This is a genomic window from Comamonas resistens (genome assembly GCF_030064165.1).
GTDB classification, from domain to species: Bacteria; Pseudomonadota; Gammaproteobacteria; order Burkholderiales; family Burkholderiaceae_C; genus Comamonas; species Comamonas resistens.
On the sequence record NZ_CP125947.1, the window covers coordinates 4,867,085 to 4,881,313 of the forward strand.

The window sequence follows — 14,229 nt, forward strand, 5'->3', positions numbered from 1 at the left end:
AAAGGGGCGTTCACTATGCTCTCGCTAACGGGTGGGTTGCTGGGTCTAATCATCGGAGCCGTGCTGGGCTTGACCGGTGCAGGGGGTGGCATTTTCGCAGTGCCCGCACTGGTTTTCGGCCTGGGCATGGACATACGGGATGCGGCACCTGTGGCGCTGCTTGCCGTAGGCGCGGCAGCCGCCTTGGGTGCGTTGCAGGGGTTGCGCCAGGGCATTGTTCGGTACAAGGCCGCGATCATGTTGGCTGCGGCTGGCACCGTGACTGCCCCGCTGGGTGTGCAACTCGCCCACTGGCTTTCGCCGCGATGGCTGAACCTGGTCTTTGTGGCCATCATGCTCGTGGTGGCCTACCGGATGTTCATGTCCTCGCGCGGCTCGCAGGCCGAGGGCGACTTGGCCGAGGTGCCACCCAAGGTCTGCAAGGTCTCCAAGGACACCGACCGTTTTGTCTGGAACGTGCGTACAGCGACCACGCTGGGAAGTATCGGTGTCGTCTCCGGCCTGGCCACGGGCATGCTGGGCGTGGGCGGAGGCTTCATCATCGTTCCGGCCCTGGCGCATTTCAGCGAGTTGCGCATGCACAGCATCGTCGCCACCTCGCTCATGGTGATCGCGCTGCTGTCCGCGGTGACCGTATTCATCGCATGGAGCCATGGCTTGTCGCTGACCGCTCCTACCTCGGCATTCGTTCTTACCGCGCTGGTGGGTATGGCGGGCGGCCGCGTTCTGGCGCGAAGGGTTCCCTCAAGGATGCTGCAGCGGGTGTTCTCGATCACCTGCGTGTCCGTGGCGGCCCTCATGCTCATGCGCAATATTGGATAGCGATTCGGTTTTTGATTGTGGATGGAGATTTCAATGCAGACACTGAAAGTAGATATAGCCATCATCGGTGCCGGAACCGCCGGCGTCTCGGCATTTAATGCGCTCAAGGCAGCGGGTAAGGAGGTCGTCCTGATTGACCGTGGACCGCTGGGGACGACATGCGCGCGCGTGGGTTGCATGCCGTCAAAGGCTGCACTGCACGCAGGCATGCGCTGGGCGACGGCCAAAGAACTGCCAGCGGGCGCCACGCTCTCGGCGCAAGGGCCCCAGGACTTGTGGTCGCATGCCCGCCAGACGCGCGATGCCCTGGCCGGCGGCGCTGCGGAGCGCACGCGCAAGGCCGCCGGTGAAAGCCTGATCATGGCGGAGGCGCACTTTGTCGCGCCAAGCATTTTGGAAGCTGGCGACCAGCGTATCGAGGCGAAGGCCTTCATCGTGGCGACCGGCTCCCATCCCGTGGTGCCCAAGTCGCTCGATGGCGTTGCCTCCCACGTCCTCACCACTGATACCCTTTTCGAGCTGGAGGAACTGCCGCAGCGCCTGGGGATTCTGGGGTTGGGAGCCATCGGCTTGGAACTGGGTTTGGCTCTGACGCGCCTGGACGTACAGGTGATCGCTGCCGACCAACAGACCACAATCGGTGGCATTCAAGATCCCGAGGTGCAGGACCGGGCGCTTTCCAGGTTTGGCGACGAGTTGCCCATGTGGCTGGACGCGCCCGTCGACGTCACCTTGGAAGGCGACAAAGTGCGCATGCACACCGACAAGCATGAGGCGCTCGTGGATCGATTGCTGGTCGTGACCGGCCGCCAGCCCAATACCGAAGCGCTTAATCTGCAAGCGGCAGGCATCCCACTGGACAAGGCTGGCCGACCGAACATCGATGCCTTCACCATGCGTGCATCGGATGCACCGATCTTCTTCGCGGGCGATGTTCAACCCGACCGTCCGCTGTTGCACGAGGCGTCCGATGAAGGCCAGATGGCGGCCCAGGCCGCGTTGACGAGCCTGCGTGGCGAACAATGGCAGGGTGCCCCGCGTCGGGTGCCGATCACCATTCTTTTCACCGACCCCGACGTGTGCACGGTCGGCATCTCCTACCAGGCCGCAATGCAAAAAGATGCCGTGGTCGGCATCGCGGAGGGCAGTGGCAACGGGCGCTCGAAGATCCTCGGTGCCCAGGACAACTTGCTGCGTGTCTACGTCGAGCCTGGCACCGGCGCTCTGCTGGGGGCCAGCATGCTGCTGACGCACGGCGAGCATCTGGCGCACCTGCTAGCCTGGGCGATCCAGGCCAAACAGACGGTCAACGACCTGCTGGCGATGCCGTTCTACCACCCCTCCATCGAGGAGATGCTTCAGAGCGCCTTGAAGTCGGCATCGCAACAACTCACCCCGTAAACGAACCATTTTTTGCCATCACACCAGAAACATCATGAACCAAGACATCCAGAACCAAGCATTGAAAGTGATCCTGCATGCGCCCACTCCCGCAGCACTGGAGCGCGCGCGCAAGAACGCAGTCAATCTCCTGCGTGACGCACCTGACACCGAGCTGCGCATCGTCCTCAACGCGGAGGCTGTCGAGGCCGCGCTCGATCAGGCGCACGCAGACGTGGATGCGCACACCTGGGTGTGCCCGACGACTTTGACGCGGATCGGCAGGGAGAACCGTCCGCCGCTCCAGGTGATGGCGGGCCCGGCAGTGGTCGAAATCGCGCGTATGCAGCGAGCGGGATGGGTCTACATCAGATCGTAGCAATCGGCCGCCCAAGCAAGCGGCACAAGGGGCTAGTGACATGGAACTGCGACATCTTCGCTACTTTGTCGTTTTGGCTGACGAGTTGCATTTCACGCACGCAGCGGAGCGACTGCATATCGAACAACCACCCTTGTCTCGGGCAATCAAAGAGCTGGAAGACGAACTCGGGGTCGTACTCTTTGATCGTGATCGCAGAGGAACGCGGCTGACCGCCGCAGGAGTTGCCTTCCTGCAAGACTCTCTCAGGCTTTTCACCGTTCTCGAACAAGCCTGGGAGAACGTCAAGGCTGTCGCAGCGGGTTTGCGGGGTAGCCTGCGTATCGCAGTATCCGACGGTGCGACCGATCCCCGGCTCTCTGAGTTCCTGGCCCGTTGCCGAGCCGAGGAACCGGAGATCGAAATACGCTTGTCTGAAGTTCCATTGGCCGAGCAGTTGCGAGGCCTTCGCTCTGGCGACTTCATGATCGGCTTCGCTCACACTGCGAATGTCGGCGGAGGCATCGTCGCCGAGCCAATCTGGAGAGATCCCCTGGTAATTGCCGTACCGGCCCGGCACGAACTCCTCGCTCACAAGGAAGTAACCATCCATGAACTCGGTGGTCATCCGCTCGTCATGTGCGACCCACGGGTCTGCGAAGGCTATTCCCGCGAACTGGTAAAGCTCCTTGGGCCTCTGGAATATCGGCAAAACGTCGTGGAGTATGTGACCTCACTGGACATGATGCTTACGCTGGTCGGGGCTGGCTACGGAGTCGGCTTCATGGCAGCAACCAAGATTCCGGTCAGCCAACGACCCGATGTTGTAATCCGCCCCTTAGCTGTGGAATCGGCGATCATCACAACCTATCTGCTTCGACCTGACAACGGGGATGTGTCGGCTTCACTTGAGCGATTTATCGTTCGCCTGCGCGATGGTTTGGGCAGCTAAGTCCCTCGGAAACTGGATTCTCAAGACTCAACGGGAGAGCCTATATTGCGCTCTGTGGCCGCCATCAGTTCGGTGCCACTCAGCTTGAGCGCTGCGGCAATCTTCAGAATCAGCGCCAACGAGGGCAAATGCTCCCCCCGCTCGATCTTGCCCATGTGCGAACGCTCGACTCCGGCCTGTGCAGCCAGTTCCTCCTGAGCAATGCCCTGGTCCATACGGAACGCACGCACAGCCTTGCCGAAAGCCTGGGCTGGTTCGGCTTCATATCTGGTTGTGCCCGGGGGACGACCTCGTTGAACAGTACGCTTCTGCATTAACAGAAGCGTCGAACAGTAACGAGAATTTAACCACGTTAAATTTAACTCACATGTATCATATGGGTCTGTTTTCTTAATCAATTCTCTTCTTAGGGGCTCTTCTTATGCACGGTGCCACGATCCGCCCCGCCCGTCTCAGACTTGCCGTAGCACCGGGCGTTCCGTCATCGCATCTCTCAGCGCTTCTCGCGCTACAACGCGCGGAAGAACCAGAGGTCGCCCTCTCGCTTTTTGAGGTTGCAGGCGACGTTCTGCTTCAGGGACTTCGTGAAGGCCGCTACGACGCAGGGATGTCGCTTCAGGGGGTCAGCGACCCAGCCCTCAAGACGCAACCTTTGTGGGCCGAGAGCATGGCCGTCGCCGTGCCGCCGCAGTTCCATTTACTCGACAGGGCAAAGCTCACCATCGCCGATCTCCAGGACTACCCGATCTATCGCTGGCAGGCCGAGGCTTGCCCTCCGCTGGATGAGAGGCTGGCTTCCCTCATGCCGTTGGATCAGGAGAACATCCAGCGGGTGACTTCATTCGAGATGCTGGCGCTATGGGTTGCGGCCGGCTACGGCGTCGGGGTATCCGCGCAAGCTCGCATCAAACAAGCTCATGGCTGGGGAATCACTATGCGACCATTCGCCGAGGATTCTTACCAGATCGTGACGTACCTGCAGCGCGCGCGCCTGCAAAACGATTCCGCTTTTGATCGCTTTGTACGTAGAGCACAGCAAGTCGCCGAGACAGCCCCTCCATAGCGAATGGCCCGCGGCCGCAAACAGCGATGCCAAATCGCTGACATCATTCGCGCTCGATAACGCGGAGCAGCGCAGTCCTGCGCTTCGACATGGGGCCGAACGTTCTCGTAACCTCTTCCACACTTTTCCCCTCCTGTAACGCCTCTAGGATGTCAGCCCAGTCCTGCATGATCACCTTGCGCGACTCCACAAACTTCGTGTGATCGTAGGGTGCTCGCGAAGAATCCTTGTTCTTCTTGGAGTGAGCAAGTTGGAGATCAACACGTTTCTCTGGATAGCCTAGCAATCCAAGGATCGTCGTGGCGGTCGAACGAAAACCATGGGATGAGAACCGCCCGCCATAGCCCATACGCTTGAGCGATTGGTTGAGCGTCGTTGCCGACATCACCTGGCCCGGCTTTCTGTAGCTCGGGAACAGCACCCTCCCTCCGCCCGTCAGCGTATGAAGTTCCCGAAGAGCAACCACCGTCTGCCGCGACAACGGAACCATATGAGGTCTACGCATCTTCATACGCTCGGCAGGAATCGACCACATGGCGTTGTCCAAATCGAACTCTTCCCACGATGCCTTGCGCAGCTCGACCGTCCGCACATAGGTCAAAGCCATCAGCTTGAGGGCGAGCACCGTTGTTCGGTATCCTCCTTCGTTGTCCACTCGATTCAGAAAATCCGGTATCTCTGTCCATGTCAGGGGTGGGTTGTGCCGGACTTGCGGTCGCTTGACCAGCCCCTTGAGCAACGAGGCGGGATCAAACTCGCAGATACCTTGCGCCGCCGCATAGCTGAAAATCTGGCCACACCACTGGCGTATGAGGATCGCCACAGTCTTCGCGCCACGAGCGGCTACATCCTTGATGATGGGACGAAGATGGGGAGCCCTGATGGTGCTGATTGGCAGCTTGCCGATCCGAGGAAAGACGTCCTTTTCAAGATAGCCGGTCACCTGGCTGGTGTAGTAATCACCCCAGTGGGCGTTGCTGACGACCCACTCCCGAGCGACGGTCTCGAACGTGCGTTCATATGTGTCGGCCTGGAGCGCGATCGCAGCCTTTTTCTCTACGATGGGATCAAGCCCTTTCCTGACCAGCGCCTTTGCCCGATCACGTTCAGCACGGGCCGCCTCCAACGTGATCTTTGGGTACATCCCGATCGAGTAAACCTGTTCAGCACCGCCCAGCCGGTAGCGGTACCACCAGAGCTTGGAGCCATTGGGCTGAATGCGTAAAAAAAGACTACCGCCGTCCCGCAGTTGGTAAACCTTGGGCTTGGGCTGCGCCGTTTCCACTTTGCGCGCCGAGAGCAGATTGAGTGCAGTGACCGCCATGTGTATAACGCCTCCAGTTTGACCCATTACACACATCATTACACACAACAACACTGGATTTGTCTAGCGCTCAATAGCCCTCAGTAGAGCGCCAGTCCTTTTAAATCATAGACTTATGAAATCTCAGTGGAAGTCTATGGATGTCGATGGACGCCAATCGTAGTTATCGATCATCAGCAGTTTCATGGTCTTACTCCCCTGATTTCCTGGGTTCACGCAGACGCGCAAATTCCTGGTGTTCGTAGTCGATGCAGGCTTCCATCAGCGCACGATAGACGGTCTCCATCACATCGGGCTTGCCGCCCTCCTGCGCCGTGCGCTCACGCACGCGGCTGACGATGGCTTCGATGCGCGCCTCATCGCGCACCTGGCTCGCATCACCCTTGATGCGCGCTGCCTGCTGCATATAGCCGATACGGGTGACCAGCAGCGGCACCAGCACATCGTCGAGCGCATTCACATTGCGGCGCACATCTTCCATGGTGGTGCAGTGCTGCACCAGATCAATGGCTTGGCTCATTCCAGACCTTCCTCAACCAGTTCTGCGGCGCGCAGCAGGGCGCGGGCCTTGTGCTCGGTCTCTCTCCATTCCAGCTCGGGCACGGAATCGGCCACCACGCCGGCAGCGGCCTGCACATAAAGCATGTTGTCCTTGATGACGCCGGTGCGAATGGCAATCGCCAGATCCATATCACCGGCAAAGCTCAGATAACCGCAGGCGCCGCCGTAGATGCCGCGCTTGGTGGGCTCTAGCTGGTCGATGATCTCCATGGCATGCACCTTGGGTGCGCCCGTCAGCGTGCCGGCGGGGAAGGTGGCCTTGAACACATCCATGTTCTCCATGCCATCCTGCAAGATGCCTTCCACATTGCTCACGATATGCATGACATGGCTGTAGCGCTCCACGGCAAAGGCTTCGGTCACCTTCACGCTACCGGTCTTGGCAATGCGCCCGATATCGTTGCGCGCCAGGTCGATCAGCATCACATGCTCGGCGCGCTCCTTGGGGTCGGCCACCAGCTCCTTTTCCGTAGCCTTGTCGGTCTCGGGCGTGTTGCCGCGCGGGCGGGTACCTGCCAGCGGGCGAATCGTCACCTTCTCGCCGTCCGGTGTGCTTTCCTGGCGCACCAGAATCTCGGGGCTGGCTCCCACCACATGGAAGTCACCGAAATGGTAGAAGTACATATAAGGGCTGGGGTTCAGCGAGCGCAGCGCGCGGTACAGCGACAGCGGCGAAGCGGTAAAGCGCTTGTGAATGCGCTGGCCCACCTGCACCTGCATGAAGTCGCCCGCGGCGATCAGCTCCTTGGCCTTTTGCACGGCGTCCAGATAGTCCTGCTTGTCAAAGCTGCGCTCTGCCGGATAGCTTTCGCCAGCGCGAATCTGCGGCGCGCTGACCGAGTAGCGCAACTGGTCCTTGAGCTGACGCAGCCGTTTCTTGGCACGGGTATAGGCCTCGGCCTCGCCGGGGTTGGCATAGACGATGAGGTAGAGCTTGCCCGAGAGGTTGTCGATGACGGCGACCTCTTCACACTGCAGCAGCATGATGTCGGGCGTGCCCAGCGAATCGGGAGGGCAGCTGTGCTCGAGCTTTTTCTCGATATAGCGCACGGCGTCATAGCCGAAATAGCCGGCCAGACCGCCGCAAAAGCGCGGCATGCCCGGCGTAATCGCCACCTTGAAGCGCTTTTGATAGGCGGCGATGAAGTCCAGCGGATTGCCGCTGGCGGTCTCGACCACCTGGCCATCGGTCACGACCTCGGTCCTTGCCTGGTCACCGAAGCCCGACGCACGCACAAAACTGCGGGCCGGCAGACCGATGAAGCTGTAGCGGCCGAATCGTTCACCACCCACCACAGACTCCAGCAGGAAGCTGTACTTGCCGTCACCACTCGCATGGGCCAGCTTGAGGTAGAGGGAAAGCGGGGTTTCGAGGTCGGCAAAAGCCTCGCTCAACAAAGGGATGCGGTTATAGCCTTGGGCCGCAAGAGATTTGAATTCCAGTTCCGTGATCACGGGAGAAGCTCCGGGAGTCATGGCGCATGGCCCGCCTGCTAGGCTTGTCGCTCAAAAGCAGATAGCGCGGGAAAGTGTGGGAGAGATGCGCCGGTTCATTCCAATTGGCCCGAGGTATGCAACGCATAAGGGCCGCGGGTGCACGCCGGGCTCGTGCCGGGTGCGTTAGCAGTTCGGACGTGCAGGCTTACGCCAGGGCCAGGCTCCCCGGTCTCCACAACCTGCATTGAACGTGCGATGAATGAACATGATGCCGGACAGTGTAGCGCATGAACTGCGGAATTTTTCCGCAATTCAGATCCTCGGGGAAAGACCCATATCAAAGCCCCATGCTGGGGACAGTCCTTATTGCGACGAAAGCTGGCAGATACAAATATGCACGACCGTTCGTAATCCAAGGCTGCCTGCAGTGCGGCCTGGAACAAGCAACACGAGGAGACACATCATGCCCAGCTTACGTTGGCCACAGGCTTTGCTGCTGACAGCTGCGCTTGCCGGCTTCGCCACTCACGCCCAGGAGCGCCCGATTGAACCCATCAAGCTGCATGGTGTGAGCTACGCGCCCAGCTTGCAGTTGCAAGGTCAGGCCCTGCAGCTCAACGGCGCAGGCACACGCTACAAGGCCGTGTTCAAGGTCTACACCGCCGGCCTGTACCTGGAAAAGCCGGCACGCAGCCTGCAGGAAATTGCCGCCCTGCCCGGCCCCAAGCGCATCAGCGTGACCATGCTGCGCGACATCGACTCGGCCGAGCTGGGCAAGCTGTTCTCGCGTGGCATGGAGGACAACATGGAGCGCTCGGCTTTTTCCAAGTTGATACCGGGCGTGATGCGCATGAGCGACATCTTCACCCAGCACAAAAAACTGCTGACGGGCGAGACCTTCACCGTGGATTGGATGCCCGGTCAGGGCACACTGGTCACCGTCAAAGGACAAGCCCAGGGCGATGCATTCAAGGAACCAGAGTTCTTCAACGCACTGCTGGGCATCTGGCTGGGGCCCAAGCCGGCCGACCAGCAGCTGAAAAAAGCACTGCTGGGAGAGGCTGGCTGAACTGCTCAAGCTTGCTCTGGCACCAGCAGGTCTCGGTAGTAACCAGGCAGGGCAAACAGGCCTCCATGAGTCTGTTCGTTGTAGTACTGCAGGTCCCGCACCTTGCGCTGCCTGATGCGCTCCGCGACCTCTTGCGCGGTCAGCTGCACGGGGTCCAGACTGTCGGAAGCCACCGCCAGCCCCCAGTACGCGCCGTAAAGCGGAATGTAGAGCCCATAGAAGCGCACCACGGCAAACTGCTCGCGCAGACTGCGCGCCAGCTCCGTCACCTGCGCGCCATGGAATACCGGGCTGCCCAGATGCAGCACCAGAGCACCGCCCGGCGCCAGCACACGCTTCATGCGCGCCAGCGATTCCGAGGCATAGAGGGCGCTGGCTGGTGTATCAGGGTCCGTCAGGTCCATAAAGGCCAGATCAAAGCGCTCGTCCGCGCCATCCACCAGCGCCATGCCGTCGCCAATGCTGACCTGCACACGTTCATTGTCCAGCGCGCCACGGTGCACGGTTTGCAGGTGGTCACGCGCGAACTTGACCACGGCCTCGTCCAGCTCGGCCAATACCACGCGCTCGATGCTGGGATGCTTGAGCAACTCCTCGGCCGCGCCACCATCACCACCGCCCAAAATCAGGGCCTTGCGCGGCGCCGGGTGCGCCATGGCAGCCGGATGCACCAGGGCCTCGTGATAGAAAAACTCCTCTTTTTCAGAAGTCATGAAGCGGCCATCAATGCGCAGCACTTTGCCGAATTGCGGTGTCTCCAGCAGCTCCAACTGCTGGAACGGTGTCTGCACCTTCTCACAGGCCGTGGCGCGATAGCCAAAGCGGCTTTGCGGCGTGAGCTGTTCCTGCACCCAGCTGGTTTCCGACTCCGGCAAGCTATTCACTGCGGCCTCGTCAGAAGCCGTGGCCATGCTGATGTCGCCACGCATCAGTTGCTGACGCAGCACACGCTTGGGAGCAAACGCCTCGATCACACCCTCCATCAGTTGCCGCGCCTTGCCCGAGTTGTCATCGGAAAAATTGCAGACATAAACGTCGATGGTGACGCTACCTGTTTCCGGCCAGGTGTGGATGGCCAGATGAGATTCAGCCAGCAAAACCGTGCCTGTCACTCCGCCAGGTTGACCTTCATAAGGCGGAAACTTCACCCATCTGTCATCCACCAGGGTCAAGCCGGATGCCGCAGTTTGATCTCTGCACAACTGGGCAATGGCGTCGGCGTCGAGCATATAGCGCTCGAGGCCCATGCATTGGTAAAGATCGGCGGTCAGGTGCAGTCCGTGCATGTGGCGTGAGTCCTCCTTCGTTCTCTGCCGGACACCTGCAACAGCGAGCTCCGACATGGTTCAGACAAAGCCAATGACTCTAGCAAACAAGCTTATCCGCACTCATTTCTGCCAGAAATGCACACAAGCCACAGCATCACGCAACAAGCTGCGCCAGTGAGTCCAGGTAAGCGGTGGCATCCACGGTGCTGATGGGCTGACCGTGGTTATAGCCATAGCTGACCAGCACCACGGGGCAGCCTGCCGCATGGGCGGCCTGGGCATCATTGCTGGAATCCCCCACCATCAGCGTGCGCGCGGGCATGCTGCCCAGTGCCTTGCAGGTCTCGACCAGCGGCATGGGATCGGGCTTTTTCCGAGGGAAAGAGTCACCGCCGAACACACAGTCAAAAAAGCCATCCAACCCCTTGGCCGCCAGCAGCGGCTGGGCAAAGGAGAGCGGCTTGTTGGTCAGACAGGCCATGCGCAGGCCCATGGCCTTGAGCTGCTCCAGCCCTTCGAGCACACCGGGATAGACATCTGCAAATTGGCCGTTGATTACCAAATAGTGGTGCTCATAGCGCTGCCAGGCCTGTGGATACATCTCGTCAATGTTCCGGGCCCCCACATGGGCCAGCACGGAACGGATCAAATGCTCACTGCCCTTGCCCACCATATTCTCGATAGCCTGGGGGGCAACTGCCGGCAGTTGCAGATCAGCCAGCATGCGGTTGAGCGCCTCGGCAAAATCGCCCAGAGTGTTCACCATGGTGCCGTCCAGATCGATCATCACGGCGTCTATGCCCAGTTGGGGCAGCGAAATAGAGTTTCGATTCACAGAATGAAGTTTGCAATTTTTCCTGAGCGTATCGTACGCTTCATTGAATAGCGGTCGGCTGCTCGGCCTCCTCGCTTCAAACCGGGCCTGCAGAAGCCAAGGCCCGCATCACCGATGCCGGCGATGGATTGATCAGTACTCGCCTCTGTGCAGCGGCAATTCCGCATCACCCCATTGATGCTCGCGAACAGCAACCCGCCATGCCTCGCCTTCACTCCACTGGCAATGCCGATAATGACTGCAGCCGGTCTATATCCGTTTGATACATTTTTACCAATCGAATAATCTCCCGGAAAAAATATAAAAAAGACCTTAGGATTTCACGTATATATTGACTTTCATCAATCAAATAAGCACCTAGAAAATATAGATATAGTTTATTTGAATTAATGACAACTACCAATTTCCTCCATCAAGCTTAACAGCATCAATAAAATCTAGTCCAATTGGATTAATTGCAAGTACCAAGTTGACATATTGATAATGAGGGCACAGTCTCAACAATTGGTTTAGATGTTTGCTAGCATGGCTCGCACCCATTCAGACAAACAGGAGACAGGCCAAATGAAATACGACGTCATCATTATCGGAGCTGGAATGTCCGGTACATTGGCAGGCATTAAACTCAAAGCCCAGGGTAAGAGTTTTCTGATTATCGAAAAAGCAGCCAGAATGGGAGGAACCTGGCGCGACAATACTTATCCGGGTTTAACGTGCGATGTGCAGTCACATGCCTACACCTACTCCTTCGAGCCCAATCCTGAATGGACCCGCACATTCCCCTCCGGCCCTGAAATTCATTCGTATTTCGAGAATGTTTTCAAGAAATACAAGCTCGCAGAAAACACTCGCTTCAATACGGAAATCGCGAACGCGAAGTGGCAAAAGGACCACTGGCTGCTCCAGGACCAGCACGGCCAACAGTACGCAGGCACCGTGGTGATTGCCGCCACCGGCGTTCTACACCACCCTCATCGCCCTGACATCCCCGGTTTGGCGGATTTCAAGGGCAGCCTCCAACACACTGCTGCATGGGATCACTCCGTTCCACTGGACGGCAAGAAGATTGCCATCATCGGCAACGGATCAACCGGCGTGCAAATGGTCTCCGCACTGAGCACGCGTGCACATGTGCGTCATTTCCAGCGCACACCCCAGTGGATCTTTCCTGTGGAGAACATGGTTTTCACCGAAGAGCAGCGCGAAGAGTTCCGCAAAAACCGCGACCTGCTCATCTATCTCCACGACGAGCCCACCTATGTTGCAGCAGTGGAGCGCTTTACCAATGCCGTGCTGGACCCCGACTCCCCGGAAATCATGGAGATTCAGAAAATCTGCCAGGACAATCTGCACAACAGCGTTGCAGACCCCGTCCTGCGCAGCAAACTCACCCCCAGCTATCGCGCGGGCTGCAAACGTCTGATCTACTCTCCCGATTACTACCGGGCCATCCAGCACCCGAACTCTCAGCTCATCACCGAAGGCATTGAACGAGTCGAGGCCACAGGCATCCGCACAAGCGACGGCCAGCTCCATGAGCTGGACATCATTGCCTTGGCCACCGGCTTCAAGGCCGACCGCTTTGTACGCCCGATGCAAGTCATTGGCCTGCATGACAAGACACTGGATCAGGCCTGGGAAAACGGCCCGACGGCCTACAAGGCGATTTCGATGCCCGACTTCCCCAACTTCTACTTCATGAACGGTCCGTCGTCTCCGGTCGGCAATTTCTCGCTCATCGATACGGCAGAAATGCAGTGGGGCTATATCAACCAGCTCATTGAACGACTGGAGACCGCCAATATTGCCGGTCTATCGGCTCGGCACCAGGCACTCGACACCTACGACCAGGAGCGCAAGGAGGCTGCACGCAACTCGGTGTTTGGCTCCGGTTGCACCAGTTGGTACCTGGACAAGAATGGCATCCCCAATACCTGGCCCTGGTCACAGTCGCGCTTCCGGGAAGAGATGCGCGCACCCGTTTGGCAAGACTATGCCGAGCACCATCTGCAGACTGTCGCAGCCTGAGCAAATTCACCAGGCAAGGACACGGTCATGCAGATACACCCTGAACTCGCAGCTGCGCTGGCGCAACTTAGCGGCCTGCCGCCTATCGACTACCAAACCATGCCGATTGCCGGCATCCGCCAGGTGCTGGACCATCTGCCCATGCCGCCGTCCGGGCTGGAAATGCACGAGGTGCGCGACCTCAGCATGGGCAGCCCTGAGTCGCCCTTGGCGGCTCGCCTGTACCGCCCCACAGCGGATGACAACATGCCCATGGTCGTCTTCTTTCACGGCGGAGGCTGGTGCATTGGCACCATAGACACCCACGATGGCCTTTGCCGCCACATTGCGCTGCTTACAGGCATGAATGTGTGCTCAATCGACTACCGGCTCGCACCGGAACATGCCTTCCCGGCCCCGCTGAATGACGCCTATGCCGCCACCCGATGGGTAGCAGCACATGCGCACGAGCTGCATAGCGACCCGTCACGCATCCTCGTCGCAGGCGACAGCGCGGGAGGCAATCTGGCCATCGCAACCTGTTTGAAAGCGCGTCACGACCAATGGAACGGCATTTGCGGACAGTTGCTGCTGTATCCCGTCTGCGATGCCAGGGCCGACAGCGCCTCCTACTCGCTATATGGCGACATGCCCTTGCTGTCCAGCACCAATATGCAGCAGATGTGGGCCTACTACCATCCCGCCCAGCCCGTCAGCCCCCTGGCATCCATTCTGGAAAACGAAAGCCTTGCAGGCTTGCCCCCCGCCGTTGTGGTGACCGCAGAACTGGACATCCTGCGTGACGAGGGCAACGAACTGGCGCGGCGCCTGGCTGTGGACGGGGTTGAAGTGATGCACCTTCAGGCTCAAGGCATGGTGCACGGCTTTGCCAGCTTCAGCACAGCACTGCCGCATGTCGCCAGCATCCTGCGCGATGCCTGCACCAGGCTGCAGTTACTGGTTGGGACACAGGAAAGCACGGCATAGCAGCGGGCTCAATCAGCTACCTTGCGAGATGCGGCCATCGCCTGGCAAGACGATGGCCCTTTTTTCAAAGCAGACGCGCGAATGCGAAACCGGCGTTCAAACAGGCATTGGCTCAGCAGTAACCCAGCTGGCCCTGAGCCATCTGCACTCTTTGTGTGCACAGCCC

At 59.3% G+C, this 14,229-nt stretch carries 14 protein-coding genes; 8 read left to right on the forward strand and 6 right to left on the reverse strand.

The genetic code is table 11. The features are described 5' to 3' along the window. Positions 1–15 precede the first annotated feature (15 nt). From QMY55_RS22785 to QMY55_RS22800, 4 genes are read left to right on the forward strand one after another with little or no spacing between them, the layout of a single operon-like run. Positions 16–822, forward strand: coding sequence for a sulfite exporter TauE/SafE family protein (locus tag QMY55_RS22785; RefSeq protein WP_283486371.1), 807 nt, complete (start codon positions 16–18; stop codon positions 820–822). A 33-nt stretch (positions 823–855) separates the two neighbouring features. Further along, the gene (locus tag QMY55_RS22790; RefSeq protein WP_283486372.1) at positions 856–2,223 is read left to right on the forward strand and encodes a dihydrolipoyl dehydrogenase; all 1,368 of its coding nucleotides are present in this window, start codon (positions 856–858) and stop codon (positions 2,221–2,223) included. Positions 2,224–2,257: 34 nt separating this feature from the next. Continuing rightward, a complete protein-coding gene (locus tag QMY55_RS22795) occupies positions 2,258–2,581 on the forward strand; it encodes a DsrE family protein (protein WP_283486373.1) in 324 nt (107 codons plus the stop codon). 40 nt (positions 2,582–2,621) lie between these two features. After that, the gene (locus QMY55_RS22800; RefSeq protein ID WP_283486374.1) at positions 2,622–3,512 is read left to right on the forward strand and encodes a LysR family transcriptional regulator; all 891 of its coding nucleotides are present in this window, start codon (positions 2,622–2,624) and stop codon (positions 3,510–3,512) included. A gap of 20 nt (positions 3,513–3,532) precedes the next feature. Here QMY55_RS22800 and QMY55_RS22805 read toward each other — a convergent pair whose 3' ends face one another. Then, a complete protein-coding gene (locus tag QMY55_RS22805) occupies positions 3,533–3,826 on the reverse strand; it encodes a helix-turn-helix domain-containing protein (RefSeq protein WP_283486375.1) in 294 nt (97 codons plus the stop codon). A 107-nt stretch (positions 3,827–3,933) separates the two neighbouring features. Between QMY55_RS22805 and QMY55_RS22810 the strand changes: the two genes are divergently transcribed. Beyond that, positions 3,934–4,575, forward strand: coding sequence for a substrate-binding domain-containing protein (locus tag QMY55_RS22810; protein ID WP_283486376.1), 642 nt, complete (start codon positions 3,934–3,936; stop codon positions 4,573–4,575). 43 nt (positions 4,576–4,618) lie between these two features. Here the strand turns inward: QMY55_RS22810 and QMY55_RS22815 are convergent, their stop codons facing one another. The 3 genes from QMY55_RS22815 to trpE all read right to left on the reverse strand — a co-directional run bounded on the left by QMY55_RS22815 (position 4,619) and on the right by trpE (position 7,915). Beyond that, positions 4,619–5,899 (reverse strand): tyrosine-type recombinase/integrase, encoded by a 1,281-nt coding sequence (locus tag QMY55_RS22815; protein ID WP_283486377.1) that lies wholly within the window; start codon positions 5,897–5,899, stop codon positions 4,619–4,621. A gap of 190 nt (positions 5,900–6,089) precedes the next feature. Beyond that, positions 6,090–6,419 carry a chorismate mutase gene (locus tag QMY55_RS22820; RefSeq protein WP_283486378.1) on the reverse strand — a complete coding sequence of 110 codons (330 nt, stop codon included), beginning with the start codon at positions 6,417–6,419 and terminating at the stop codon, positions 6,090–6,092. After that, the gene (gene trpE / locus QMY55_RS22825) at positions 6,416–7,915 is read right to left on the reverse strand and encodes an anthranilate synthase component I (RefSeq protein ID WP_283489042.1); all 1,500 of its coding nucleotides are present in this window, start codon (positions 7,913–7,915) and stop codon (positions 6,416–6,418) included. The genes QMY55_RS22820 and trpE overlap by 4 nt, the downstream gene beginning before the upstream one ends. Before the next feature lie 445 nt (positions 7,916–8,360). Here trpE and QMY55_RS22830 point away from each other — a divergent pair, with 445 nt between their 5' ends. Then, positions 8,361–8,966, forward strand: a complete 606-nt coding sequence (locus QMY55_RS22830; RefSeq protein ID WP_283486379.1) for a chalcone isomerase family protein — start codon at positions 8,361–8,363, stop codon at positions 8,964–8,966. Between the two features lie 5 nt (positions 8,967–8,971). Here the strand turns inward: QMY55_RS22830 and speE are convergent, their stop codons facing one another. Together speE and QMY55_RS22840 are read right to left on the reverse strand one after the other, a co-directional pair. After that, a complete protein-coding gene (gene speE, locus QMY55_RS22835; protein WP_283486380.1) occupies positions 8,972–10,252 on the reverse strand; it encodes a polyamine aminopropyltransferase in 1,281 nt (426 codons plus the stop codon). Positions 10,253–10,388: 136 nt separating this feature from the next. Continuing rightward, positions 10,389–11,021: a phosphoglycolate phosphatase gene (locus QMY55_RS22840; RefSeq protein WP_283489043.1), complete on the reverse strand. Its 633-nt coding sequence runs from the start codon at positions 11,019–11,021 to the stop codon at positions 10,389–10,391. Between the two features lie 612 nt (positions 11,022–11,633). Between QMY55_RS22840 and QMY55_RS22845 the strand changes: the two genes are divergently transcribed. Both QMY55_RS22845 and QMY55_RS22850 read left to right on the forward strand, forming a co-directional pair. Next, positions 11,634–13,097 (forward strand): flavin-containing monooxygenase, encoded by a 1,464-nt coding sequence (locus QMY55_RS22845; protein WP_283486381.1) that lies wholly within the window; start codon positions 11,634–11,636, stop codon positions 13,095–13,097. Between the two features lie 27 nt (positions 13,098–13,124). Continuing rightward, positions 13,125–14,063: an alpha/beta hydrolase gene (locus QMY55_RS22850; protein ID WP_283486382.1), complete on the forward strand. Its 939-nt coding sequence runs from the start codon at positions 13,125–13,127 to the stop codon at positions 14,061–14,063. Positions 14,064–14,229: the final 166 nt, after the last annotated feature.